The sequence below is a fragment of the Polyangium jinanense genome (assembly GCF_028435265.1).
GTDB lineage: Bacteria > Myxococcota_A > Polyangia > Polyangiales > Polyangiaceae > Polyangium > Polyangium jinanense.
Map to the genome: position 1 here is coordinate 204,841 of NZ_JAGTJK010000015.1, position 26,423 is coordinate 231,263.

General features: G+C 70.1%; 17 protein-coding genes, 1 tRNA gene and 3 rRNA genes. 8 read left to right on the forward strand and 13 right to left on the reverse strand.

Features of this window, described 5'->3' with window-relative positions:
- Positions 1-13: 13 nt before the first annotated feature.
- From KEG38_RS26230 to KEG38_RS26240, 3 genes are read right to left on the reverse strand one after another with little or no spacing between them, the layout of a single operon-like run.
- Complete coding sequence (locus tag KEG38_RS26230) at positions 14-3,142, reverse strand: efflux RND transporter permease subunit (protein ID WP_272422646.1); 3,129 nt, start codon at positions 3,140-3,142, stop codon at positions 14-16.
- A 3-nt stretch (positions 3,143-3,145) separates the two neighbouring features.
- A complete protein-coding gene (locus KEG38_RS26235) occupies positions 3,146-4,291 on the reverse strand; it encodes an efflux RND transporter periplasmic adaptor subunit (protein WP_272422647.1) in 1,146 nt (381 codons plus the stop codon).
- On the reverse strand, positions 4,288-5,607 hold the full coding sequence (locus KEG38_RS26240) for a TolC family protein (RefSeq protein ID WP_272422648.1): 1,320 nt from the start codon (positions 5,605-5,607) through the stop codon (positions 4,288-4,290). Before KEG38_RS26240 ends, KEG38_RS26235 begins: the two co-directional genes overlap by 4 nt.
- Before the next feature lie 220 nt (positions 5,608-5,827).
- Here KEG38_RS26240 and KEG38_RS26245 point away from each other — a divergent pair, with 220 nt between their 5' ends.
- The 4 genes from KEG38_RS26245 to KEG38_RS26260 all read left to right on the forward strand — a co-directional run bounded on the left by KEG38_RS26245 (position 5,828) and on the right by KEG38_RS26260 (position 11,454).
- Entirely contained in the window at positions 5,828-6,496 is a 669-nt protein-coding gene (locus KEG38_RS26245; protein ID WP_272422649.1) for a response regulator transcription factor, read from the forward strand.
- Entirely contained in the window at positions 6,493-7,899 is a 1,407-nt protein-coding gene (locus KEG38_RS26250) for a sensor histidine kinase (RefSeq protein WP_272422650.1), read from the forward strand. Before KEG38_RS26245 ends, KEG38_RS26250 begins: the two co-directional genes overlap by 4 nt.
- Positions 7,900-8,105: 206 nt before the next feature.
- A complete protein-coding gene (locus tag KEG38_RS26255) occupies positions 8,106-9,965 on the forward strand; it encodes an acyl-CoA dehydrogenase (RefSeq protein ID WP_272422651.1) in 1,860 nt (619 codons plus the stop codon).
- Positions 9,966-10,098: 133 nt separating this feature from the next.
- Positions 10,099-11,454 (forward strand): FHA and sigma-54 interaction domain-containing protein, encoded by a 1,356-nt coding sequence (locus KEG38_RS26260; RefSeq protein WP_272422652.1) that lies wholly within the window; start codon positions 10,099-10,101, stop codon positions 11,452-11,454.
- A 1-nt stretch (position 11,455) separates the two neighbouring features.
- Here the strand turns inward: KEG38_RS26260 and hutI are convergent, their stop codons facing one another.
- Both hutI and nagZ read right to left on the reverse strand, forming a co-directional pair.
- Positions 11,456-12,715, reverse strand: coding sequence for an imidazolonepropionase (gene hutI / locus KEG38_RS26265; protein WP_272422653.1), 1,260 nt, complete (start codon positions 12,713-12,715; stop codon positions 11,456-11,458).
- Positions 12,712-13,821, reverse strand: coding sequence for a beta-N-acetylhexosaminidase (nagZ, locus tag KEG38_RS26270; RefSeq protein WP_272422654.1), 1,110 nt, complete (start codon positions 13,819-13,821; stop codon positions 12,712-12,714). The genes hutI and nagZ overlap by 4 nt, the downstream gene beginning before the upstream one ends.
- Before the next feature lie 87 nt (positions 13,822-13,908).
- On the opposite strand from nagZ, the gene KEG38_RS26275 reads away from it, so the two are divergent.
- Positions 13,909-14,913, forward strand: coding sequence for a CAP domain-containing protein (locus KEG38_RS26275; RefSeq protein ID WP_272422655.1), 1,005 nt, complete (start codon positions 13,909-13,911; stop codon positions 14,911-14,913).
- Here KEG38_RS26275 and KEG38_RS26280 read toward each other — a convergent pair.
- From KEG38_RS26280 to KEG38_RS26295, 4 genes are read right to left on the reverse strand one after another with little or no spacing between them, the layout of a single operon-like run.
- Positions 14,878-17,385 (reverse strand): S8 family serine peptidase, encoded by a 2,508-nt coding sequence (locus KEG38_RS26280; protein WP_272422656.1) that lies wholly within the window; start codon positions 17,383-17,385, stop codon positions 14,878-14,880. The two genes, KEG38_RS26275 and KEG38_RS26280, sit on opposite strands and share 36 nt — an antisense overlap.
- 21 nt (positions 17,386-17,406) lie before the next feature.
- A complete protein-coding gene (locus KEG38_RS26285; RefSeq protein ID WP_272422657.1) occupies positions 17,407-18,942 on the reverse strand; it encodes an acyl-CoA carboxylase subunit beta in 1,536 nt (511 codons plus the stop codon).
- 18 nt (positions 18,943-18,960) lie between these two features.
- The gene (locus KEG38_RS26290; RefSeq protein WP_272422658.1) at positions 18,961-20,361 is read right to left on the reverse strand and encodes a VWA domain-containing protein; all 1,401 of its coding nucleotides are present in this window, start codon (positions 20,359-20,361) and stop codon (positions 18,961-18,963) included.
- Between the two features lie 10 nt (positions 20,362-20,371).
- On the reverse strand, positions 20,372-21,193 hold the full coding sequence (locus KEG38_RS26295) for a redoxin domain-containing protein (RefSeq protein WP_272422659.1): 822 nt from the start codon (positions 21,191-21,193) through the stop codon (positions 20,372-20,374).
- A gap of 82 nt (positions 21,194-21,275) precedes the next feature.
- On the opposite strand from KEG38_RS26295, the gene KEG38_RS26300 reads away from it, so the two are divergent.
- The 3 genes from KEG38_RS26300 to tadA all read left to right on the forward strand — a co-directional run bounded on the left by KEG38_RS26300 (position 21,276) and on the right by tadA (position 23,136).
- Positions 21,276-21,809: a hypothetical protein gene (locus KEG38_RS26300; RefSeq protein ID WP_272422660.1), complete on the forward strand. Its 534-nt coding sequence runs from the start codon at positions 21,276-21,278 to the stop codon at positions 21,807-21,809.
- A gap of 648 nt (positions 21,810-22,457) precedes the next feature.
- A tRNA-Arg gene (locus tag KEG38_RS26305) sits at positions 22,458-22,534 on the forward strand.
- Between the two features lie 65 nt (positions 22,535-22,599).
- Positions 22,600-23,136 carry a tRNA adenosine(34) deaminase TadA gene (tadA, locus tag KEG38_RS26310; protein ID WP_272422661.1) on the forward strand — a complete coding sequence of 179 codons (537 nt, stop codon included), beginning with the start codon at positions 22,600-22,602 and terminating at the stop codon, positions 23,134-23,136.
- Here the strand turns inward: tadA and KEG38_RS26315 are convergent.
- The 4 genes from KEG38_RS26315 to KEG38_RS26330 form a co-directional block, all read right to left on the reverse strand.
- The gene (locus KEG38_RS26315; protein ID WP_272422662.1) at positions 23,133-25,436 is read right to left on the reverse strand and encodes a biosynthetic peptidoglycan transglycosylase; all 2,304 of its coding nucleotides are present in this window, start codon (positions 25,434-25,436) and stop codon (positions 23,133-23,135) included. The two genes, tadA and KEG38_RS26315, sit on opposite strands and share 4 nt — an antisense overlap.
- Positions 25,437-25,734: 298 nt before the next feature.
- Positions 25,735-25,851 (reverse strand): 5S ribosomal RNA (gene rrf / locus KEG38_RS26320).
- A gap of 204 nt (positions 25,852-26,055) precedes the next feature.
- A 5S ribosomal RNA gene (gene rrf / locus KEG38_RS26325) occupies positions 26,056-26,172 on the reverse strand.
- A gap of 128 nt (positions 26,173-26,300) precedes the next feature.
- Positions 26,301-26,423, reverse strand: a 23S ribosomal RNA gene (locus tag KEG38_RS26330); the annotation flags it as partial.

Genomic DNA, 26,423 nt, shown 5'->3' on the forward strand with positions numbered 1-26,423 from the left:
CGTCGGGCTTCGGCTACTCGGCGTCGCCGGAGGCCTCCACGGGCGCCGGGCGCAAGGCAAACGCGCGACGCGCCCGGTCGGAGAGCTCGACGGCGAGCCTGTACATCACGGGCAGGACCACGAGCGAGAGCAGCGCGGCCGACACGGTGCCGCCCACGATGACGACCGCGATCGGCCGTTGCGTCTCCGCGCCCATCGCCTTCGACACGGCCGCCGGCAAGAGCCCGAGCGCCGCGAGCGCCGCCGTCATCAGCACCGCCCGCAGGCGATCCTTCGCCCCCTCCATCACCGCCTCGTCGAGGCCGAGGCCCTGCGCCCTGCGCTCGACGATCGCCGAGAGCACGAGCACGCCGTTCAGCGAGGCCTGCCCCACGAGCGCGATGAACCCGACGGCCGCCGCGATCGAGAGCGGCATGTCGCAGGCCCAGAGCGCGACGGCCCCGCCCACGAGCGCGAACGGCACGTTGAGCAGCACGAGGACCGCGAGTGGCATCGATCGGAAGGCGTTGAACAGGAGCCCCAGCGTGATCAGGAGCGCCACGGGCAGGACGAGCGCGAGCCTGCGCATCGCGCGCTCCTTCGATTCGAACTCCCCTCCCCACTCGACGCTCATCCCGCTCTCGAGCGGCACCTTCGTCTCCACTACCTTGCGCGCGTCGTCCACGAACGACCCGAGATCCCGCCCGCGCACGTTCATGCGCACGCCGATGTAGCGCTGCCCGTTCTCGCGGTTGATCGAGGCGCGCCCGTAATCCACGCCGATCTCGCCGAGCGAGGAGAGGGGCACGAGCGCGCCCGAGGACGTCGGCACGCGCAGGTTCTCGATCTGCTCGAGCGAATCCCGCGAGGCCTCGGGGAAGCGGATCACGACGTCGAAGGATCGATCGCCCTCCCAGAGCTTGCCGACCGCGCGCCCCCCGAGCGCCGTCGACACGAAGCCCTGCACGTCCTCCATCGACAAACCGTATCGCCCGAGCGCCTCACGGCTCGGCCGGATGCGGACCTGCGGGACCTCGCCGCTCTTGACGATGCCGAGATCGGCGATGCCCGGCACGTCGGCGAGCGCGCGTTTCGCGTTTTCCGCGGCCTCCTGGAGCCTGGGCATATCGTCGCCGTAGATCTTCAGCGCCACCTGCCCGAACTGCCCCGAGATGTTCTCGTTCACGTTGTCGCGGATGGGCTGCGAGAAGTTCACCTCGAGCCCGGGGACGACCGAGAGCGAGGCCTGCATCTTGGCGATGAGGGCGCCGAGCGTGGGCGCGTCCGGCCCCCACTCCACCGCGGGCTTGAGCTTCACGAACATCTCGAGGTTGTTCGACATCGTCGGATCGGTGCCGTCCTCGGGCCGGCCGAGCTGGCTCACGCGCGCCTCGACCTCCGGGAACGCGTCGACGATCCGGGCGATGATCGGCGCGAGCCTGCGACCCTCGCTGAGCGAAACGTTGGAGGGCAAAGTGAACGTCAGGTAAAGCGCGCCCTCGTTGAGCTCGGGCAAGAACTCGCTCCCACGCCGGGCGAGCAGGACCCCGCTCGCGCCGAGCGAGGCCGTCGCGAGGAGCAGGACCGCGAGCGGTCGCCGCAAGGACGCGCGCAGCGTGGGCACGTACACCCGCGCCGCCCAGCGCAGCACGGGCGACTCGCGGTGTGGCCTCGGTTTGCGGTACGCAAACGTCGCCAGCACGGGCACGAGCGTGATCGAGAAGATCAAGCTGCCCACGAGCGCCGCGACCACCGTGTGCGCGAGCGGCGCGAAGATCCGGCCCTCGACACGTTGCAGGAGGAAGATCGGCAGGTACGCCGCGATGATGATCAGGAGCGAGAACACGGTCGGACGAACCACGTCGCCGACGGCCCGCTCGATGCGCTCGCGCGCGCCCGAGGGCGGCTCGGAGGGCGCGTGGTGCGACATGCGGTGCACGATCGACTCGACGATCACCACCGCGCCGTCGACGATGATCCCGAAGTCCACCGCGCCCATGGAGATGAGGTTCGCGCTCATGCCCCGCGCCTTCAGGTAGATGAAGGCCGAGAGCAGGGACATCGGGATCACGCTCGCCACGATCAGCGCCGCGCGCAGGTCGAGCAGCACCACGAAGAGCACGAGCACGACGAGCACGGCGCCCTCGGCGAGGTTTCTCGCCACGGTCTCGAGGGTCTTCGACACGAGCTCCGTGCGGTCGTAGAAGGTCCAGATCTTCACGCCGCGCGGCAGGACCTTGCCGTTCAGCTCGTCGATCTTCGCTCGTACCGCGGAGAGCACCTCGCTCGGGTTCTCCCCGCGCCGCATGAGGATGATGCCCTCGACCACGTCCGGATCGTCCGCGCGCCCCACGATGCCCTGCCGCGGCGTCCATCCCTCCTGCACGCTGGCGAGATCCGAGAGGTAGATCGGCGTGCCGCCACGGGTCGCCACCGCGATCCGGCCGATGTCCGCGGCGCCGGAGAACAGGCCCTCGCTACGGATGACCAGCGCCTCGGCGCCCCGCTCCACGATGCCGCCGGACGCGTTCTCCGACGAGGCCTCGAGCGCACCCACGAGCTCGCTCATCCCGATGCCCTTGGCCGCCATCGCCCCGGGATCCGGGTGGACCTGGATCTCGCGCACGAGGCCGCCGTAACTCACGACGTCGGCCACGCCCTGCACGCGGAGCAGGCGCGGGCGCACCACCCAGTCCTGCAGTGTGCGCAGTTCGAGCGGGTCGCGTTTGTCCGACGACAGCGTGTACCGATAGATCTCGCCGATCGGCGTGGAGAGCGAGCCGAGCTCAGGCCGCACGCCCTCGGGCAGCTCGGCGTTGCGGAGCCGCTCCGTCGTCTGCGCGCGGGCGAAGATCGGATCGATGCCGTCGCCGAACGTGAGGGTCACGAAGGACAAACCGAAGAGGTTGATCGCGCGGACCCGCACGAGCCCCGGCGTGCCGTTGACGGCGCGCTCGATCGGAACGGAGACTTGGCGCTCCATCTCCTCCGCGGGTTGCCCGGCGTAGAGCGTGATGACGTTGACCTGGGTGTCGGTCGGATCGGGGAACGCCTCGATGGTGACCCCCGAGAACGCCCAGCTCCCGAACGCGGCCACGATCAAGGTGACGAGCAGGACGGCGCCGCGATGACGGAGCGCCGCGGCCACGATGTTCTCGAACATGGCTTATCCCTCGACATCGAGCGCGTTGAGCAAGAGGAGCGCGCCGCTGCTCACCACGCGCTCGCCGGGACGAACGCCGGAGAGGACCTCCGCGCGCTCCTTCGATTGGCGCCCGACCTCCACCGCGCGCCGCTGAAACGTGCCCGGCGTGGTCTCCACGAACACGATCGACCGCGCCCCGTCGCTCACGATCGCCGAGGCCGGGACCCCCACGACCTGCGCCTCGCCGGGCGGCTTGAAGAGCACGCTCACGAAGGCGTTCGGCCGCAGCAGCTTTCGATCGTTCTTCACGCGCACGCGCACGGGCACGGTTTGTCGTTCTGGATCGACCACGTCCGACACGGACTCGATGGTCCCGGAGATCCCGGTCTCCGCGCCGTCCGGGAAGCGGATCTCGGCCGTGCGCCCCGGCGTGAGCGCGGACGCGTCCCGCTGCGCGACGTCAGCGAGCACCAGCACGTCGCCGAGATCGGCAACCGTGGCGATGGGTTTGTCCCCGTCCGGCCCGACCTGCTTGCCCGGCGTCGCGTCGAGCTGCACCACGGTCCCGGCCCGATTCGCGAGCACCCAGTACGACGTGGCGCCGGCCGTCTTGATCGACAGGCTGCGGATCTTCTCGGCTGCCGCCTGCGCCGCGAGCTTCGCCTCGTCGAGCTCGCTCTGCGCGACCGTCAGCTCGTTCTGCGACGCGGCGCGCACCTCGACGAGCTTCTCGATCCGCTCGACGACGGCCTTGCGCGTCTTGATCGCGAGCTCCGCGGCGCGCCGCTCGTGCTGGAGCGTCGGCAGATCCGCGGTCCGCACCTCGATCAGCCGATCGCCCTCCGCCACGCGATCGCCGAGCCGCACGTTGACCGTCACCACGCGCCCGGCGAGCGGCGCGAAACTCGGCGCCGTCAGGCTCTCCACCGTGGAGACGCGCGCCGTCACCGGCGGCAGCGGCAACGGCTCACCCGCGGCGGCCTCCGTGGTCGCGAACTTCATCGGCCCCGGCGCGGCCGGATCGAGCTTCACGACGTCCTCGGCGGCCGAGAACGGCGGTCGTGCCTTCTCCTGCGGACTCCCGTGGCATGAGACGCCCGCCGCCCAAAGCAGCACGAGCGCGAAGGCAGAGAGGGTTCGTCGGGGGCTTCGTGCGGATCGGTTCATCGTGGGTCCTCGTTTGTCCTTCCAAGCTCGGCGGCGATCTCGAGCGCCGCATCGAAGGCTTCCGCAAAGCTCTGGGCCTCGGCGACGACGAGCTCGCTCACCGTGCGCCGGGCCTGGATCACGTCCGTGAGCGGCAAGAGCCGTCCTTCCGCGGCGCGCGCGAGTTCCTTCAGCGTCCCCTCCGCGCGCGGCAGAATTTCCTCCGACAGCGAGCGCTGGCGCTTCTTCTGCGCGGAGAGCCGCTGCTCGAGCACGGGCAGGCGCGAGCAGCTCGTGTCCAGGGTCTTCTGCCGCTCGGCCGACATACGCGCGCGCTTCGCCTCCGCGGCCGCGAGCTCGGCCTGCCCGCGATCGAAGATCGGCAGCGGGATGCTCACGCTCAGGTTCAGGCTGTTCACCTGGTTGCCCGAGATCACGAACTGATCACGCAGGTAGCCGACACGCACCGTGGGATCGGGGATCGCCTGCGCCCGTGCCCACCGCGCCTCCGCGGACGCGGCCTCGCCATACGCCGCGAGCGCCCGCACGTCGGGCCGGTCCTCGACACGACCGACAGACCCCGCACGCTCGATCCAGCGCGCGAGGAAGCGGCGCGCCTCGTCCGCATCTGCAAAAGGCTCGCAGGGCGCGCCGAGCGTCGCCGTGCAGTCGGCAACCGCCGCGCTCACCTCGGCCTCGGCCGATCGAACGTCCTGCTCCAGGCGACTCGCTTCCACCTTCAGCCGCTCGACCTCGAGCCCCGACGCGAAATCCGCCGCGAGGCGCGCCGCGCCGAGCTCGGCCTGCTTGCGCCCCTCGTCGGCCATGCGCCGCAAGCCTTCGAGCCGCATCGTCGTGGCCGCGAGGAAGCCGAGCGTCCGCGCGAGCGAGAGTGCCCGCGCGCGCACGTCCGCGGAGAGCCCGGCCCGCGCCGCACGTTCGAGCGCCTGCGCCCGATCCTGCAGCGGCCCGCGCTTTCCGATCGGAAATGTGTACGCGAGGGAGACGCCGTAATTCGGCACCTGCGTCATCGGCGACGAAAGCCCCGCGGGGTTCGTCGGGCCAATCGGGATCGTCCCCCAGCTCGCCTCGAGCGTGGGGTTCGGCAAGGTCTGCGCCTTCTTCACCTCGGCCGCGGCGAGATCCACCTCGAGCGCCGCGCTCTCCACGCCTCGCGCACGAGCGCGCACGAGCGCCTCCAGCGATCCGAGATCGAGCTCGGCGCTGGGACGAAGCGCGCCCTTCTCCGGCGCGCTCGCAGCCTCCGCGGCGGAGGCGAAAGGCAAACACGCGGCGAGCGCAAGCGCCGCGCAGAGCCAGGGTTTCCGATGGGCCATGCTCATCGGCGTACCGTCTAAGGCCCTCGGCTCGGCCGAGCATGAACGGCCGATGAAGATTCCTTCAGCCGGATCGCGCGCTCGAGGCGGAAGATGAAGCGCAGATGAAGAAGTCTTCATGCGCCTGCACGCGTCGCCGCTGGAAAACCGCGGGATCGAGGCGAAACCCGGCGCGCCCACGAACGGCGCTCGCGTGGCTCCAGGCTAAGCTCGTACTTCGATGAAAATCCTCGTCGTGGAGGACAACAAGAAGCTCGCGAGCTTCCTGTCGCGGGCGCTCAGCGAAGAGGGCTACGCCGTCGACGTGGTCGCCGACGGCGCCACGGCGATCCAGCAGATCCAGGCGCTCTCGTACGATCTCGTGATCCTCGACTGGATGCTGCCCGAGATGGACGGGCTCTCGGTTTGTCGCACCGTGCGGCAGAGGGGCTGCCAGGTCCCGATCCTCATGCTCACGGCGCGCGCCGAGGTCCCCGAGCGAATCGCCGGCCTCGACGCTGGCGCTGACGATTACCTGGCCAAACCCTTCGATCTCGGCGAATTGCTCGCTCGCGTCCGCGCGCGTGGGCGCCGCGCCTCCCTCGTCGACGCGGTCCTCCGCGTGGGCCCGCTCGTCGTCGATCGCGCCGATCGCCGCGCCACGGTGGACGGGCGCAGGATCGATCTCACGCCGCGCGAGTTCGCGCTCGTCGCCTACCTCGCGCGCGAGGCGGGCCGCGTCGTGCCGCGAACGGAGCTGCTCGCGAAGGTGTGGGAGACGAGCTTCGATCCCGGCTCGAACGTGGTCGAGGTGCACGTGAAGAACATCCGCGAGAAGCTCGGCCCGAACGCCTCCCTCATCGAGACGGTGCGCGGGATCGGCTACCGCCTCGCGCTGAGCGGTTCATGAAGCTCAAGAACCGCTTGAGCCTCGCCGTCACGGTCGTCAGCGCCGCGACGCTGCTCACCTCGTTCCTCACGGTCTACGTCCTCGTGCGCCGCGACGAGACGCGCGATCTCGACCTCGCCCTCGTCGCGCAGGCGCACGCGCTCGCGCAGATCACGGACGCGAAAAACCCGGGGAGGCCCACGGTGCTCGACGGCGTCGCCGAGGTGCCCGAGAGCCTGCGCCCGACCCAGCGCTACATCGCGGTCTACGACGAGCGCGGCGCGCTCCTCTCGGCGACGATGAACTTCGGTAGCGAGGTGCCGAGCTTCGAAAGCCTCGGGGCTTCGGCGGCGTTGCCCACGGAAGGCGTGCCGGTCGATCTCGGCGTGAACGGCAAGGCCCTCCGCGGCGTCACCGTGCCCGTCGGAAACGGGGGCGCCGCGCTGCTCTACGCCGCCTCGCGCCGGACCGTCGACGAGGACGCGAGCTTTCTGCACCGCACCCTCGGCGTGCTGTTCCTCTCGGCGACCGTCGCGACCGCGCTCTTCTCCCGCTGGCTCGGCGGCCGCCTCGCGGGTGACGTGCACGCGATCGCCCGCGTGGCGCGCGAGGTCGAGCGCGGCAACCTCGAAGCGCGCGTCGCCGACGGCGCCCACGGCAGCGCCGAGACGCGCGCGCTCGCGGCCGATCTCGACCACATGATCGAGTACCTCGGCGCGCTCGTCGCCGCGCAGCGCCTCTTCGTCTCGCACGCCGCGCACGAGCTACGCTCCCCGCTCTCCACGCTGCGCGGCGAGCTCCAGCTCGCGCTGCGCAGGCCCCGCGACGCCGCCGGCTACCAGCACACCATCGAGGAAGCCCTCGTCGACGTCGAAGCCCTCTCGCGCCTCTCCGAGGATCTCCTCACGCTCGCGCGCGTACAGGCTCCGCGCTCGCTCGCTTCCGAGGTCGTGACCGTCGCCGAGGTCGTCTCCGAAGCGCTCCGCCTCGCGCGCGGACCGGCGGAAGCGCGGCGCGTATCGCTCGAACAGGCCCCGGAGAACCCGACCACCGCGCCGCTGCTCGTCCGCGGGGATCGAAGCGAGATCATCCGCGCGCTCCGGAACCTCGTCGACAATGCGGTCGCTCATGGCCCCGCGGAGGCGCCTGTCCTCACCACGATCATGCGCCGCGACGCCTCCGTGGAAATCGCCGTGATCGACCGCGGCCCCGGCGTCGCAAAGGAGGACGAGCCCCACATCTTCGAGCCGTTTTACCGCGGCACGAGGGACCGCAGCGACGACCGCCCCGGCGCCGGGCTTGGCCTCGCCATCGCGCGTGGCATCGCGCGAAACCTCGGCGGCGACGTATGGCTCGATCGGAGCCACCAGGGCGGCGCGCGCTTCGTCCTTTCGCTCCCCGCGCAGGCCGACGCCGGTGCTTGACCGAACGAGCTCGACCGCTGCAATGGTATGTCGGGACGATCGCAAAGCGTGCCTTTCCGGAAATCTTTTCGCAGCATGATGTTTCGTGCACGAAGAAGATTGACGCAACGCATTGACATGCTACGCGGACACGAGCCGATCGACCGTTCGCTGCGCGCGACTGCCGAGTTCATCGGCGAAGAAAACGCGCCCCCGAGGAGGCCCCCGTGTCGAACCCTCAAGCAAGCCAGAATCGCTATCGAGCCGACCTCCGCGAAATGAAGTTTTTGCTCTTCGAGCAATTCCGTCTGGGGGACATCCTCGGACAGGCACCGTTCGAGAACTGGGGGGTCGACGAGGCCTCGATGGTGCTGGACGAGACGTACAAGTTCGCGTGCGAGGTGCTCGGGCCGCTGAACGCGGTGGGTGACAAGTCCGGGTGTCGCCTCGAAGGCGGGCGTGTCTATACGCCGGAGGGCTTCAAGGAGGCGTGGACGAAGCTCTACGAGGCGGGCTGGAAGAACGTCTCGGTGAACCCCGACTGGGGCGGCCAGGGCGCGCCGCACGCGCTCTTCGCGCTCGTCGAGGAGCTGCTCTCGGGCGCGAACACGGCGTTCAACATGTACCCCGGCCTCGCGCACGGCGCGGCCGAGGTGATCCAGCTCTTCGGGACGGCGCAGCAGAAGTCGCTGTTTTTGCCGCGCCTCTACGGAGGCCAGTGGGGCGGGACGATGTGCCTCACGGAGCCGCACGCGGGCTCGGACGTGGGTTCGTCACGTACGACCGCGAAGAAGCTCGCCGATGGCCGCTACCAGATCCGCGGCACGAAGATCTTCATCTCCGGCGGCGATCACGACATGGCCGACAACATCGTGCACCTCGTGCTCGCGCGCGTGGAAGGCGCGCCGCCCGGCACGAAGGGCCTGTCGCTCTTCATCGTGCCGCGCCTCCGCGTGAAGGACGACGGCACGATCGAGGGCTCGAACGACGTCGCCGTCGGCAGCATCGAGCACAAGATGGGCATCAACGGCTCGGCGACGTGCGTGCTCAACTTCGGCGAGAACGACGGGTGTATCGGCGAGCTCGTGGGCGAGGTCGAGAACCACGGCATGGCGCAGATGTTCAAGATGATGAACGGCGCGCGCATCGCCGTCGGCGTGCAGGGCGTGGCCGTCGCGTCGAGCGCCTTCCTGAACGCGCTCGACTACGCGCGTGATCGCAAGCAGGGCCCGTCGATCGACCACTGGAAGGATCCGACGGCGCCGCGCGTGGCGATCGTCGAGCACGCGGACGTGCGGCGGATGCTGCTCGAGATGAAGGCGAAGGTGGAGGGCATCCGCGCGCTCATCGTGAAGCTCGCGCTGCACCAGGACCAGGTGCACGTGCACCAGGGCTCGGACGATCAGAAAGCCCAGTACCACCAGGGCCAGGTCGATCTGCTCGTGCCGCTCGTGAAGGCGTACGGCTCGGACCAGGCCTTCCGCGTCTGCGAGATGGCGATCCAGACGTACGGCGGCGCCGGGTACATCAAGGACTACCCGGTCGAGCAGTACTGCCGCGACGCGAAGATCTTCTCGATTTACGAGGGGACGAACCACATCCAGGCGATGGATCTCGTGGGCCGCAAACTCGCCCAGCGCGGCGGGCAAAACCTGCAGGAGTTCCTCGGCGACGTGGCCGCGTTCGTCCAAAAGAACCAGGGCCATCCGACGGTCGGGCCCTACCTCGCGGAGCTCGGCGCCGCGCAGGAAGCGCTCGCGGGAACGGCGATGCGGATGCTCACGTGGTTCCAGACGGGCCGCATGGCAATGGTGCCGCTCGCCGCGAACCGCTTCCTCGAGATGATGAGCGCCGTCGCCGTGGGTTGGCTCTTGCTCGAAGGCGCGGTGCTCGCCGCGGAGAAGGCCGCGTCGCTGCCGAACGACGAGTCGTCCGCGCAGGCCCGCGCCTTCTACGAGGGCAAGCGCCACGCGGCCGCCTACTACGCGCGCCACGTCCTGCCCGAGGTGCGCTCCCACGCCGAGATCCTCGGCCGCGAGGATCGCTCGCCGCTCGACATCCCCACCGACGCGTTCGCCTCGCTCTGATCGGCATTCCGATGCTTGGGGGCTCTCGCTCGGACAAGCCGAGCTACGCCCCCAAACCCCCGTCGACGCTCGGGGGTAAACCCCTTCTCCGCCCTATAAAAGCCCCCTTCGCAGCCGTATGCTTCCGGCTGTCATGAGGCAGTTGGTTCACGAGACCATCGAGGAGCAGGGGGAGCCGCTCGTGCCCACGGGCGAGCCTATCCCCGGCCTCGTCGGGATCTTCTCGTGCAAGGCCCCGCAGTTCGTGCCGCTCGCCCTGACGCGCGGGATCGAGCTCGGCCGGCCCACGCATGACGCCCTGCTCGACGACGACCGCCTCTCGCGGCGCCACGTGCGCGTCGCGCACGAGAACGGGCGGTTCGTCGTGACAGACCTCAAGAGCCGCAACGGCACCTACGTGGACGGCACACGCGTGCAGGAGACGGCGACGTTCGACACGCCCCGCCTGCTCCGCATCGGCCGGACGCTCTTCACGTTCGTGGCCGATGTGCGGCCGTACCAGCAAGGCACGGTCACGACGCGCGGGGAGATGATCGTGGGCCCGCGCCTCGCCGACGCGCTCGCGCGGGTGGCCCGATCGGCCACGCTGGGCAGCACGCTGCTCGTCACGGGCGAGAGCGGGTCGGGCAAGGAGCTCGCGGCGCGCCATTTCCACGCGGCCTCGCCCCGCACGAGCAGCCCGTTCGTCGCCGTCAACTGCGCGACCATCCCCGCGGGCGTCGCCGAGCGCTTGCTCTTCGGCGCGCGCAAAGGCGCGTACTCGGGCGCGACGGCCGACGCCGAGGGCTACGCGCAGGCCGCGCACGGAGGCACGCTCTTCCTCGACGAGATCGCGGAGCTCGAGCCCGGCGTGCAGCCGAAGCTCTTGCGCCTGCTCGAAGTGGGCGAGATTCTGCCGCTCGGCGCGAGTCGGCCCGTGAAGGTCGACATCCACGTGGTGGGTGCGACGCTGAAGAACCTGCGCGCCGAGGCCGCGAAGGGCCGCTTCCGCGAAGACCTCTACTACCGCATCGGCAACCCCGAGGTGCGCCTGCCGCCGCTGCGCGAGCGGCTCGAAGAGATGCCGTGGCTGATCCGCGCGACGCTCCAGAAAGCGGGCGCGGCGCTGGAGCCGCATCCAATGCTCGTCGAGGCCTGCGCCCTGCGGGTCTGGCCCGGCAACGTCCGCGAGCTCTCGCACGAGCTGCGGCAGGCCGCGGAGAACGCGCTCGCGGCGGGCAGGACGGTCGTCGAGGCCGGGGATCTCGATGCCTCGGCCGGGCTCGCGCTGGCCGAGGAGGGCGAGACAGGGCCGCAGAACTCGTCGAAGCCGACCGACGAGCGGATCGCGGAGGTCCTGCGCCGCGAGAACGGAAATGTCTCGGCCTCGGCGCGCGTGCTCGGGATGCACCGGACGCAGCTCCGGCGGTGGCTCGCGCGCCGAGGTGGTTATCCGCAGGCGGTCGCGACAGACGACGCCGACGGGCACGTGGCGATCGATACGGAGTGAATCAGCCGGGCGAGAAGGGCGTTTCGCCGGCGATCGGCGCGCCGTCGCGAAGGACGAAGAGGGCGCGAGAGACGCCCCAGGGCTGCACGAGCGCGTTCTCGTGCGGGAGATCCCAGGCGACGAGATCAGCGCGTGCGTCCGGACGTACCACGCCCACGACATCGGCGAGCCCGAGCGAGGCCGCGGCTTCGCGGGTCGCGCCGAGGATGACCTCGGGCACCGTGAGGCCATACATCCGCGCCGCGAGGGCGAGCGCGAGCGGGAGGCTCTCGGTGGGCGCCGTGCCGGGGTTCGCGTCGCTCGCCACGACGAGCCGGACGCCCGCGGCCCGGAGGACCGCGATGGGCGGCGGATCTTGCCGGAGCGTGAAGCTCGCAACGGGCAGGAGCACGGCGCGCACGCCGGCCGCGGCGAGGGCCCGCGCGCCCTCGGGGCTCACCTGCTCGAGGTGATCGGCGGACGCGGCGCCAAGCTCGGCCGCGAGCTCCGCGCCGCCGACATCGGCGAACTGCCCCGCGTGCACGCGCACGCCGAGTCCGAGCATCTTCGCGCGCGAAAGAACAGGGCGGGCTTCGTCGACGGAGAACGCGGAGCGATCGACGTACACGTCGACGAACCGCGCGAGGCGCCGCGCCGCGATGGCCGGCAAGGTGCGTTCGCGGACGGCCTCGATGTACGCCGCGCGATCGGCGCGCGCCTCGGGCGGGATCGCGTGGAGCGCGAGGAAGGTGGGCACGACACGCGGGAGATCGAGCCGCCCGGCAGCGCGTTCGAGGGCTTCGAGCTGCTTCGTCTCGCCCGCCTCGTCGAGGCCGTAACCGCTCTTCGCCTCGACGGTCGTGACGCCGAGCGAGGCCATGCGCCGAAGCCGCGCGGAGAGCGTCCTGTCGATCTCATCCGGGCTCGCTGCTCGCACGGCGCGCATGCTCGCCACGATCCCGCCGCCCGCCGCGGCGATCGCCTCGTACCCCGCGCCCGCGAGACGGAGCGCGTATTCCGCGTCGCGCGAGCCGACCCACGGGGCATGCGTATGCGCATCGACGAGGCCCGGCGTGACGAGCGACGCAGGTTCGCCCGACACGACCGGGAGCGTGCCGCGGCGCGCGCGCACGTCCTCGCGCGGGCCGACGTCGACGATCACGCCGCCCTCGACGGCGATGCCACCATCTTCGATCACGCCGAGTGGATCTGTCTCGGTGGCACGCGCGGGATCACACGTCACGATCCGGCGCGCGAAGAGGACGAACGATCGCGTGCTCACGCGACGCCCGCCTCGGCCGCGCGCCGCGTGATCTCGTCGTACAGCACGACCGACTCGGGCCGACCCACGAGCGAGGCGAGCGCCTCCGCGTCGAGCGCGGGCGTCGGCGGCATCTTCAAACGCGCCGCGATCCCGCGCTCCGCGGCCTCCAGGCAACGCTCGCGGAACGCGTGATCACGCTCCGCCTCGGCGACGAGCGCCGCGAGCGCGCGCTCTTGCCACTCCATGTTCGAGCAGATGAGCAGCACGTCGCAGCCCGCCCGCACGGCCGCGACGGCCGACGCCTCGACCTGGTACTGCGCGGCGACCGCGGCCATCTCCAGATCGTCCGAGAAAAGCACGCCGCGGAAGCCCACATCGCCGCGGAGCAGATCCGTGCACACGGCGCGCGAGAGCGTCGCCGGCACCTTCGCGTCGATCGACGTCACCACGACGTGCGCCGTCATCAACGTGCCGAGCCCCGCGGCGGCAGCGGCGCGGAACGGCGCGAGCTCGATCGCGTCGAGGCGCGCTCTGCCGTGATGAACGATGGGCAAGCCGACGTGGCTGTCCACGGACGTATCGCCGTGCCCGGGGAAATGCTTGCCGCACGAGAGCACGGAGGCGTCCTCCAGGCCGAGCCCGAAGGCCACCGCGAGCTCCGCGACCTCGGCCGGGGCGCGCCCGAACGAGCGATCCCCGATGATCGGATTGTCCGGATTCGAATCGACGTCGAGCACCGGCGCGAAGTCGAGGTTGAACCCCGTCGCCCGCAGCTCCTCGCCGATCAGCCGTCCCGCGCGCCGCGCGAGCGACGCATCCCCCACGGCGCCGAGCAAGCGCATCGGCGGCAGCTTCGGGAACGGGCTCGGCATGCGCGCGACGCGCCCACCTTCTTGATCGACGCCGATGAACGGCGGAAGGTCCGGCCCGGCGGCGTCGCGGATCGCGCAGCAGAGCGCGTGTGTCGTGGCGAGATCCGGGACGTTGCGCCGGAACAGGATCGCGCCGCCACGCAAGCCTGCGCGGAGGGCCACCGCGTAGGCGTCGGGCAAGCTCGTGCCGGAAAATCCGCCGACGATGAGCTGGCCGCAGAGCTTCGGGAGGGAAAGGTCGGAGGGTCGCATCGGGGGCTCTCGGCGCGAGGGTTAGCTGAGCGAGGCGCCCGCCGCTACCACGCGGCGCGCGATTGCTTATGCTGAGGCACGAGGCGCGTGGCGATCCGAGGCGAACGAACGGGCAGAGGGGCGAACGGCCGCCGATCGGCATTCGCGCTCGTGGCCCTCGTCGCTGGATGCGGGAGCCCTCCCGCGAACGACCCGAACGGTGCGGCGGGCGAGCGCTCGATCGGGATCCGCAGCGCCATCGCCGGCAGACCGATGAGCCGCGCGGACGCCGAGCACTACATGCTCGAGCTCATCAACCGGGATCGCGCCGCGCACGGGCTCGCTGCGCTGCCCTGGGACGAGACGGCGGCACGCGCAGCGCGACGGCAGGCCGAGGACATGGCAGCGCGCGGGTTCACGGCGCACTGGGGCTCGGACGGCTCGGTACCGGAGCAGCGGTACACCGAGGCGGGCGGCGAGGATGTCGCCTTCGAGAACGTCGGATGTTTCGTGGATGCGAACGCCTCGCCGCTCGCGGTCGACGCGCCTTACATGGCGGAAGGGCTCGTTCGCTTCCAGCGCGCGTTCATGGACGAAGTGCCCCCGCACGACGGCCATCGCCGGAACATCCTCTCGCGGTGGCACACGGCGGTGGGCGTGGGCGTGGCGCAGGTCGAAGGCAGCCGCATCCCCTGCGTGGCGCAGGAGTTCGTGGATGATTGGGGTACATACGAAGATCTGCCCCGGAAGGTCTCGGTGGGCGACTTCATCGACATCCGCGGCGAGCTTCGAGAGCCCGCCGAGCTCGCCGTCGTCGGCATCGCGCGGATCGATACACCGGCGCCGCGCGCGGCGGAAAACCTCAACCAGACGAACGATTACCTCGTTCCCGAGGCCTACGAGGCCTACTTGCCGCGCCGCCTCAAGACGCCGTTCCCGCGGCCCCGGGGCGTGCTCTCGCTCCTCGGCAGCACGTTCTCCCTCGGGACCTACCTCGACGACGAGGGAAAACCCGGGCTCTACGAGATCAGCATCTGGGCGACGTTTCCCGGCGTGAACGAGGAGCGGCTCGTCTCGCTACGTACGATCGAGGTCGCTCTGCGCGCGCGCTGACGCGCCCTCGCTCTTCCGCGAGCGCCTGCGCCACAGCCCGATCCCCGCCAGCGCCACGCCGATCGAAGGCCCGAGCGGGCTCCGGCTCGACGTCCGCGCCTCCTCCGCCCAGGCGCAGCCGCCCGAGGTCGCGTCGAGCGTTCCGTTGGACCTCCAAACATCCTCCCCGATCGCGAGCTCCCGCGGCGACTCGATCGAGCGGCCCGCGTAACGCACGTCGACGACCATCTTCGAGCCGGCCCTGCCGCGCTCGCCCGCCACGGCGAAGCGGAAGAGCCCGTGCCGCACCTTCATGATCGGCTGCACGATGACCCCACCCGTCACCGAGAGCTCGAGCTCGGTGCCCGCGATCCCGCTCGCGATCTCGCCGTCCTCGCGCCGGAGCTCGATCGTCCCCCACACGGGCCACGTCTCATCTGGCCGCGCGTACGCGCTCGACAGCACCCACCAGCTCTTCTCGATGCTCGGCGGGCCCGACGACGCCGGCTCTTCCTCGAACGCGCGACGCGCGCCCTCGAGATCGAGCGCGCCCACGCCGAGCTGCGTCTCGTGCCGCACGGTCCCCGTCGGCCACCGCGCGCCGACCTGGAGCAGCTCCGTCACGCGCGCCTGCGTCAGCGTGGAAACGCCTCCGTTGCGATGTCGATCGAGCTCGAACAGGAGCGCCACCGCGCCCGTCACGTGCGGCGCGGACATCGACGTGCCCGCGGTGATCGCGTGTGTCTGGTCGACGATGTAACAAGGCTCCCCCTTCGGACAACCGGCCCCATCGAAGAGGCCCCCCGCTTCGACACGCGGGTCCGCGTCTCGGCTCATCGCGGCCGCGATGAACCCGCCCGGTGCGCTGATCTCGGGCTTCGCCACGCCGAACGGCGTCGGCCCGGCCGCGCTGAAATAACAGACATCGTCGGGCTGCCAGTCGATCCCGTTCGCCGCCACGAGCTCGATCGGCTCGATGGTGAGCGGATCCCAGCCGATCCGGTTCAACGTGCAGCCCACGGCGAGCAGGTTCGGGTGGCTCGCGGGGATCGCGATCGTCCCTTGTCGCACGGCCTTTTCGAACGCGAGCCCCGCCCCGCCCGCCGACGACACGTCGCCTTTCCCCGTCACCCAGAGCTGCGCGTCGCCGTGGCCCGAGAGCCGGATCGTGAACGCGCCCTCGTCCCACGCGCCGTGGAACGCCACGACCGCGCTGTTCGTCTCCGCCGTGATCGGGCTCTTGCTGTTCGCGAGGCGGTTGATCACGGCCGCCGTCGTCTCGTCGTCGCCCGAATAGCCGAGCTCGTCGCCCGGATCGACGAGCCTAATCCAGCTCGATCCGCCCGGCCCTTCGAGCCCGACGCTCACCTCGTCGCCGGGCCGGAACGTGATCCACACGAAGCCGTCTCCTTTCTTCGACGCGGGCGTCGCGATGGGCACGCGCACCTCGGCGCCCGGTGTCACGCGCACCTCCGTGTGGATGCCAAACGGCCCGCGATCCCCGCGCCCGTACAGGGCTCCGCTGTTGCCTGCGGCGACCACGATCGCTCGGCCAGGCTTGTCGTCGCCGACGAGCTCGGCGAGGCCCTTCTCGATCGGGCTCGTGCCGTCGTGCGGCCCGAAATCCCCGCCGACGCTGAGGTTCACGACCGTTGGAAGACCAAGCTCGTCGCCCACCTCGAAGATGAACCGCGCGGCGTTGAGGAGGTCCGTCTCGTCGAAACCACTGGTCGACGGAGGGCTCGCGATGACGAGCGTCGCCTCGGGCGCGATCCCCACGTACTTCGGCGTGCTCCCGTTCATGAGCCCGCCGTTGCCCGCCGCGATGCTCGTCACGTGCGTCCCGTGGCCCTCCGGATCACGCGGCAGGCCGAGCTTGGATTGCCCGCTCATCATCGCGTCGAGATCCGCTCCCGAGAACACGGCGCACTTCGTTTGCTTCGGGTCGGTGCAGCCGAACCGCTCCTCGATCTCCGGGTGCAAGCCTGCCGGCATCCTCCCCGACTGTAGGATCCACGCGACGCGGCTCTTGCCGGTCGCCGTCCGGAAGTCCGGATGCGCGACGTCGAGCCCCGTGTCGATGATCCCGACGACCACGCCGTTGCCCTTGCCCAGGCCCGTCGCCGTGCGGAACACGTCGACGCGTGTCCACTTCCCCGACACGTCGAGCAGGGGCATGAGCGGCGGCGAGACCGTGAGCGCGAGATCCGGGTTCGCCGCGGCGAACGTGTCGAGCTCGTCGGGCGCGAGCCGGATCGCGCCCACGCCCGGCGCGACTTCCAGAAGTCCGAGCGAGCGCGCGTCCTTGCCCTGCGGCAGCGCCACGCTCACGGCCACGCGACCGGAGTCATCCGCGAGGGGATGGACCTTCGTGGGCTTGTGCAGGAGCCGCACGAGAGATCGTGCAGGCGCGCCCTCGGCGCGGGCGAACGTGGCGGAGAGGAGGACCAGCGGCAGGGCCGCGGCGAATGCGAGGAGCGGACGGGCACGCACGTGCCCATCCTACCGCATGGCTCAGACGGGCGGCACGATGTGCTTTTTGCGCGGCCGCTCCTCGACTTTCCCGGCATAGCGGGAGAACCGCCGCGCGATCTCGTCGCGTAGCGCCGTCGTGGGCACGATCCCGTCGATCACCATCTCGCTCGCGAGCTTCACGAGATCCACGTCCTCGCGGTACTCGTCGCGCAGCCGCTTCACCATCGCGTCGCGCTCGGGCCCTTCGGGAACCGCCTGGATCTTGTTGTAGTAAACAGCGTTCACCGCCGCGCTCGGGCCCATGACGGCGATCGACGCGCGCGGCAACGCGATACACGCGTCGGGCTCGAACGCGGGCCCGCACATCGCGTAGAGCCCCGCGCCGTAGGCCTTGCGCACGATGACCGAGAGCTTCGGCACCGTCGCTTCGCTCACGGCGGCGATCATCTTCGCGCCCGCGCGGATGATGCCCTGCTTCTCGACCACGGTGCCGATCATGAAGCCCGGCACGTCGGCGAGGTAAAGCAGCGGCACGTTGAACGCGTCGCAGAGCCAGATGAACCGCGCCGCCTTGTCGGCCGAGTCGACGAAGAGCACGCCGCCCTTGTGTTTCGGCTGGTTCGCGACGATGCCCACCACACGCCCGTCGATGCGCGCGAAGCCCGTCAAGATCTCCTTGGCCCAGAGCTTCTTGATCTCGACGAAGCTGCCCTCGTCGATGACGGCGTCGATCACCGCCATCATGTCGAACGGCTTGTTTTCGTCGACGGGGATCACCTCTTCGAGCGGCTTCTGCCCCGGCTTCGGCGGCTTCGCCGCGACGAGCGCCGGCGTCTCCGTGCAGTTCTGCGGCATCATCGCGAGGTAGCGCTTCGCCCATGCGATCGCCTCCTCCTCGGTCTTCACGAGCACATCGCCGCAGCCCGACTCCGAGCAGTGCATGCGCGCGCCGCCGAGCTCTTCGAGCGTCACCTTCTCGCCGATGACCATCTCGGCCATGCGCGGCGAGCCGAGATACATGCTCGCGTTCTTGTCGACCATCACCACGACGTCGCAGAACGCGGGGATGTACGCGCCGCCGGCCGCCGAGGGCCCGAAGAGCAAGCAGATCTGCGGGATCTGCCCGCTCATCTGCACCTCGTTGTAGAAGATGCGCCCCGCGCCGCGGCGACCCGGGAACATCTCGATCTGGTCGGTGATGCGCGCGCCCGCCGAGTCGACGAGGTAAAACAGCGGGCAACGCTGGCGCGCGGCCGTCTCCTGGATGCGCAGGATCTTCTCCACCGTGCGGCGACCCCACGACCCGGCCTTCACCGTCGAGTCGTTCGCCATCACCGCGACCAGGCGACCGCCGATCGTCCCCGTCCCGGTGATCACGCCGTCGGCGGGCAGCTCGGGATCGACGGCGTTCGCCAGCGCGGCGTCCTCCACGAAGCTGCTGTCGTCGAACAGGAGCTCGATACGCTTCCGCGCGAAGAGCTTGCCCTGCTCGAGGTTTTTCTCGTGGTACTTGGGTGCCCCTCCGCGCTCCACACGCGCGGCGAGGTCACGGAGCTTTTGATCGTCGAGCGACATGTCCCGCGCGGCATAGCGCTACTTTCGCCGCGCCAAAAGCTCCCTCGCCGCGCCCTCGAGCTCACGCGCGGTCCGGGCCACGAGGACACGGCTCACGGCGGCCGCATATCGCGGCATCGCGCTGTCCCCGGTGCCCCAGGTCGCAGGCGGCTCGGGGCAGATCCAGATCACGGAGCCCGCGCACCGGACGAGCCGCTCCACGACGGAAACCTCCTCCGGCAGGAAATTCGTACGCCCGTCCCCCAAGACCACGATGGTCGTGCGCCGGTCCACGCCACGCCCAAGCCGCTCCTCGAAGGAGACGAGCGCCCGGCCGTAGTTGGAGTTACGCGTCCGATCGACCACGCGCCCGCTCTCGATCGCCGCGAGCGCCGCTTCGGGTGACTTGCGCCGGAAGAGGTCCGTCGTCTCGCCGACGTCGCTCACGAACACGAACGAGCGCGTCTCCGCGAAGAGCTCCTGCGACGCCGCGACGAGCTCCAGCATGAAGCGCGACGCGAGCCGCACCGAGTCCGACACGTCGCAAAGCAGCACGAGCCGCGGCTTGTCCCGGCGACGCACGCGCCGCGCCGGCCGGAACGGGATCCCGCCCGTGCGCAGGCTGCGGCGGAGCGTGCGATGCGGATCGATCCGACCTCGCCGGCTGCGCTTCATCCGCACCCGCTCGGCGCCTCGCAGACGCTCGGCGAGCCTCCGCAGCGCGCTCCGCACCTCGGCCATCTCCTCGGGCGACAGCGACGAAAACGGCCGATCCACGGCCCGCGCCGCTTGCTCGTCCGCCTCGCCGAGCTTGCGCGCGAGCGATGCTTCCACGTGCGTCCGCACGCGCCGCTTCATCGCGTCGAGCTCCTCGCGCAGCGCCGCCGCGAGCTCCGCGCCCCGCTCTTCCCCGAGCGCCTCGCGCAGCGCGTCCCGCATCCGCGCGAGCGCACTCCCGAGCGCCGGGATCCCTAGCCGCTTGTTCACTTCCTGCGTGAAAAACCCGGTCTGCAGCGCGCTCGTCATCGGCGCGAGCGCGCGCGCGATCCCCGCCGATGCAAGCAGCTGATCGAGCTCGAGCGCCTCCCCGGTGAACGCCAGCATCCCCGCCGCGTCCCCCGACGACCGCTGCGCCGCGGCCGAAAGAAGCTCCCGCAGCGCGGCGAGCTCGGCCTCGGAAAACCCTCGCACCCGGAGCCGGCTCCACAGATCCCCGAGATGCGCGCGTTCCTCCGCGAAAAATCTGTCGAAGCACGCCCGGAACAGCGCGAGCTCGTCCTTCTTCGTCGCGATCACCGCGGCGAGCCCGTCGCGCAGCGTCTGCCGATCGGAAAACCCCACGAGCGCGGCCACGCGCGCCGCGTCGATGGCCTGCGCCGTCGAGACCGGCAGGCCCTCGCGGCGCAGCACCCACAGAAGCTCGTCGAGGACGCGTAACACGCTCGTTCGCTCAGCCCGATGGTGAGGGCTCGGCGAGCAAGCTCGCGACGACCTTCTCCAGCGTCGCGCCCTGGCCGGGCCCGTATCCCACGAAGACCTCGCGGATGATCCCCTTCTTGTCGACCACGAACATCGTGGGCAGCGAGCGGATCCCGTACAGAACGGCCGTCCCATCGCCGGGATCCGAGGCCACCGAGTAACGCATCCCGAGCTCCGTCGCCGCCTTCTCCGCGATCGACTTCGACTCGCCCGTGAGCCCCACGATGGAGAGCCCCTTGTCCCCATACGCCGCGTGGAGCCGCGTCAGATCCTTGGAGATCGCGCGACAGGGCTGGCACCACGAGGCCCAGAAATCGAGCACGACCACGCGGCCGCGCAGCTTGCCGATGTTGTCCGGTACGCTGCCCGTCACCTGCTCGAGCGCCTTCCATGTCGGCGCGAACGTCCCGACCTTGTCGAGCCGCAGGACCTCCTCCGCGCCGGGATGCTCGACCGGCACCACCACATGCTCGCGCTCGGCCGTCCCCCGTCGGATCTGCAACTTCAGCGTCGCGCCCGGCCCCGCAATCGCCACACGCGCGATGAGCTGCTCGGGTTTTTCGAGCGCGACCCCGTCCGCCGCGAGGATCACGTCCCCATCGACGAGGCCGCCCGAGCGCGCGGGCGAGCTCGTCACGACGTGCTTCGCGAGCACCCCTTTGCCTGCTGGCCCCGGCGCGAGCTCGACCCCGATCCAGGCGCGCCGCGCGGCTCGATGCTCCGCCGAAGCCTGCTCCGCCGGCGCCATCGTCATCGCCAGGACGACCCCGATCCCGAGGAACCCGCGGAGCACGGCTGCCTGCGCGCGAGACCGTCCAGCGCGGGATTTCGCCCGGGAATCAGCGCTTTGCATCGTTCGAGTGTAGCATGCGGCCATGCGCTGCTCCTGCCGAGCGCTCGCCCTCTTCGCCACGCTCACGGCCGCTTGCACGCCTTCCGCCGACACGAGCAGCTCGTCTGCCGCCGACCCGTCCGCCTGGTCGACCGAAGGCCCCGCCCCGCGCCTGCCCTCCTCCGCCCCGAGCGTCCCCAAGACGCCACAGCGCTGGGAGCTCGCCGACCGGCTGAGCTCGCTCCGCAAGGCCACGCCGCGCGCGCGCTCGCAGCACCTGTCAGGCGAGCACGACGCCGAGGTCCTCACCAACGACGAGGCCGCCGCCTATCCGGCGCTCGGCCCGCAGCGCCCGCTCGGCGCCGGCGCGGTCCTCGTCGAGGCGCTCTACACGGCGGGCAGCTCGGACGTCGCCCTCTACTTCGCCATGGCCAAACAGGCGCCGGCCCAGGGTGGGGAATGGGAGTACCTCGTCGTACGTGCCGACGGCCAGGTCGAGCAACGGGGACGGCTCGCCTTGTGTGAGCGTTGCCACGTCGAGGCGCCCGAGGACCACGTCTTCGGTCGGGCGCGCTGAGACCCGGGTATGCAAACTTTGCGGCCCTGACGAGGGACCACGACACGGATGCCCGGACCGGCGGGAACGTCGTCACCCGTTCCAGCACGAAACCCGCGAAGAAACGCCCGCATTCCTTGGAGAGCGCGTGCGGGACGGGGGAAACCGGATCCGATGGCACGGCTGCTGCTCTAGTCGAGGTCGCTGCATCGTCGGGCTCCGGCGATGACCGCTTACCTTCCTCCGTACGACTGCTTGTCCTCGAGAGCCCCGGCTTCGGCCGCTGCTTTCGCTTATCCCCCGGGTGTTGGGCTACGCCCGGCGGATCGCTTGGCTTACCAAACTTGGCTTGCTGACGCTTGGCTTGATCGTCTGTCTTCTTGGCTTTGCCTCCCTCTCGACATCGCTTGAACGGCCTTGAACGAGCGTACAAAGCGCGCGGCGGCTCCCCTGGACCGCCGCGCGTTGCTTTTTGTGCCCCGACGTCCGAGCGATGGCCCAAAAATCTCCACGCGAAACGCCGCGAAAAACAGGGGTTACCGAAGGGCCGGACGATTTCTTCTTGACAGAACCGCGCGAGCCCTTTAAACGCCCCACCTCGTTGTCGCGCAGCAATACGCGACGCACCCGCGGGGGAACTCGTGTATCCCGCGGTACAGTTCAACGATTGCGCCCATAGCTCAGCTGGATAGAGCATCGGCCTACGAAGCCGGGGGTCGGAAGTTCGAATCTTCCTGGGCGCGCCAAACCTCTCCCATCCCCATCCTTTCGCGCCGCTTGTGAGCGGCTCGCCTGACGGATGGGACGTTCGATGACGAGCTCCGAGAATCCCACAGCGCTCGCGGCCTTCGCGACCGTCGACGAGCAGGCCCTCGCGCGCGACGCGGCGTTCATGCGCGCGGCGATCGAGGAGGCCGTGGCGGCTGCCAACTCTGGTGACGTCCCCGTGGGCGCGGTGCTGGTGGACGCGGCGGGCACCATCGTGGGCCGTGGGCGCAACCGACGCGAGCTGCTCCAGGACCCGACCGCGCACGCGGAGGTCGAGGCGCTGCGCGACGCGGCCAGGCAACGCGGCGCCTGGCGGCTAGCCGGGCTGACGGTCTACGTGACGCTCGAGCCCTGCCCCATGTGCGCCGGCGCCCTCGTCAACGCCCGCGTCTCGCGCCTCGTCTACGGCTGCACCGACCCCAAGGCCGGCGCCGTCGACACGCTCTTCACGATCGGCCGCGACCTGCGCCTGAACCACCGCTACGAGGTCACGGGCGGCGTCCTCGCGGACGAGTGCGCCGGGCTCCTGCGCGCCTTCTTCGCGCCCCGCCGCAAAGAAAAGGCCGACCCCGGCCGCTAGTCCTCCGGCGGCGTCGGCGGCTCCGGCGGCTCACCGCTGCCCTCGCCCGACGGCGCCCCCTCGCTCCCCGAGGGCTCTTGCGAACGGGCGGCGCGCTCCGGCGCGGGCTGCCCGCGGACCACGGTCTCGCGCATCCCCTCTTCGAGCTCCTCGTCGCTGATCCACTTCCGCCGATGCGCGACGTCCATGAGCTTGCGCAGGTAGTTCATCCAGCCCGGACTCACGGAGCCGCCGATCGCGAAGTGCTGCTGCTTCGGGTTCGGCAGGATCGACGAGATGTAGAGCGCTTGCCCGAGCGAGAGATCTCCCGCCGACGTGTTGAAGTAGTACCGCGCGGCCGGGCCGATCCCGTAGATCATCGGGCCGAACTCGACGACGTTCAGGTAGAGCTCGAGGATCTGCTCCTTCGTGAGCTCTTGCTCGAGGTAGGTCGTGAGCACGGCCTCCTGGAGCTTGCGCGAGAGGCTCTTCACGCGGTCGAGGTAAAGGTTTTTCGCGAGCTGCATGCTGAGCGTGCTCGCGCCGCGCACGAAGCGGCCTTTGCGCAGGTTCTCCCGGATGGAGTTGCGGATGGCCTCATTGTCGAAGCCGCTGTGCCGCCGGAAGCCGCTGTCCTCGGTCGTCAGCACGGCCGTCTCCATGAACCGCGAGATCACGCTGTAGGGCACCCAGCCGGGCGTGCCGGGACCACTCTCGATCTCGACACGCTCGCCGGCCGGCCCGAGCACCGAGCGGCGGAACGGCTTGCGCCACCGCGCCGCGTCGATCTCGGGCGGCACCTCGGTGATCCGGCACGTGTTCGAGAGATCCCACGCGACATCGAAGTCGCGATCGAGCCGCGCCGTATCGAAGCGTGCATGCCCTTTGACCGCCAACGACCCGGCCATACGCATGCCCGCGATCCGCGGCACGAGCCCGCGCGGCGCGGCGTCGAGGATCGACTGACAAGCCGTGAGCGGCACGTCGAACTCGGCGCGGACGCGATGGCCCTCACCCACGCGATCGTAACGCCCATGCGCGAGCAGGCGGACGGCGCCGAGATCGACCTCGCCCTCGTCGACGCGGAGGGTCGAGCCGTCGAGCGCGGTCTCGCCGCGGAGCCGGAAAGCGAGCTCGAGCCCCGCGATCGGCTCGTCGGAGAGCGCGTCGCTGCGGAGCGAGAGGTTTTGCACGCGCCCGTCGCCGTCCACGCGGAGCTGCTTGCCGTCGGCGGAGAGGACGAGGTGCGAGCGTGTCGTGAGCGAGGTCTTGGCCACATCGAAGAGGCCGAAATCCCCGTCGCGGATGCCCAGCGTGGACAGGTACAGGGGCCCGCCCTTCACATCGGCGACGATCTCGCCGCCGGCCTCGCCGAACGGCACGCTCAGCGAAAACGTGAGCGCTTGTTCTTCCTTTTCAGCGTGCGCGCGCGGCGAGAGCTCGACGAGCATGCGGCCCGCGTCTCGGCGCACCACGAGGGATCCCGGGCCGAGGTTCAGTGTGTCGCGGCCGCGACGGACCTGCGCGTGAAGGCTGTCGAGCTCGACCTTCGCCCCCTGCTCGAGGACGGTGTCGAGCAAGGTCGCACCTCGGACGAGCTGGGCCCGCACGGCGGCGCCTCGCGGCGAGGTCTTCGTTTGCTTGGGAGCCGGATCGCGCGGCCCGCGGGGCGAGGGCTCGTTCGCCGTCGCGGACGCGCCTTCGACGGGTTTCGCTTCTTCAAGCGGAGTGGGCAGGGTCAGGGTCGCATCGAGCGAACGCGCCGAGAGGGCAGCGACGCGGTACCCGCCTTCCGGCTGCTTGATCAGCGTGAGATGCCCGCCCTGCACGGCCACGGACACGGGACCCACGGTGATCGTCGCCTCGGCCGCCGACAGCCCGACCTTGCCCTCCTGGCGGGCGAAACTCACGTCACTGGCGCGGACAGACTCGGTGGGTACGTCTCTGCGGTCTTGCCAGGCGATTCGCAGCCCTTCGAACGCGGCGTCCGTCCCGCCCGAGCTCGAGCTCTCCCCGCCGCCTGCGGAGGACCTCGCGAGGTACCGCTTCTGCCACTGCTCGGCCTCGCGGAGCACGACCTCACGCGGCCCCACAGCGGACACATCGCCGCCTTGCAGGGCGATCTTCTTGCCGCTCCAACCGAGCGCGACGTCGATGGTTTCGAACCGCACGTGTGCGCTGGGGACCTCCGGAAGCGAGACCTCCACGCCGCGCAGCTTCACACCGTGCAGCGAAGGACGAACCTCGTCGATGGCGACGACGGCTCCGTACCGTTCCGCGGCCCGCGCGGCCTCGTGGCGCACGATCGGACCGAAGGACATGACGGCCGCCAGCGTTGCGACCGCGCCTCCTGCCAGTGCCAGCTTGACGCGCCGTGAAGCCACGAAACCCTTGCCTAGGGTAGCAACGCCTGTCCGCAGGAAAATAAATCAGCGAGCCGAGCTGCAGACCGACGAAGCGGTCCGAGCCACGCCGGGCGGCGTGAAGACGCGGATGGGCTGGCTGGTCCGAGATCGCGACAGCAGCCGCGCAGCGGACGCGCGGACGACGCCCGATGGCGGATGCGGGATGATGGAAAAAGAAAAGCCCGCAAGCTTTCGCTTGCAGGCTTTAGAAAAGACCCGGCGGCGTCCTACTCTCCCACTGAGTCGCCCCAGCAGTACCATCGGCTCCAAGAAGCTTAACTTCCGAGTTCGGGATGGGATCGGGTGTGGCCTTCTCGATATCACCACCGGAAAATTTGGGTGTCCATGAAGGCCCCGTCACGGTGGGGTTGTCTTCATGGTCGCGCATTACCGCAGCTTCAAGCTACGCGGATTCGTCACCCGAACTCCGCGCGCGAGCTTCACCCTTACGATGCAGGGGACAGCGCCCATGCACACCTATGAGGTACTGAAAAAGAAAAGCCTGCAAGCGAATGCTTGCAGGCTTTAGAAAAAGACCCGGCGGCGTCCTACTCTCCCACTGAGTCGCCCCAGCAGTACCATCGGCTCCAAGGAGCTTAACTTCCGAGTTCGGGATGGGATCGGGTGTGGCCTCCTCGATATCACCACCGGAAAATTTGGGTGTCCACGAAGGCCCCGTGGCGGTGGGGTTGTCTTCATGGTCGCGTCCTATTGCAGCTACAAGCTGCGCGGATTCGTCACCCGAACTCCGCGCGCGAGCTTCAATGTTGCCTTAGAGGTATGGTCAAGCCGCACGACCGATTAGTACCGGTTAGCTCCGCGGATTGCTCCGCTTCCACACCCGGCCTATCAACCTCGTAGTCTACGAGGGGTCTTTAGGAGCCTTGCGGCTCGGGACACCTA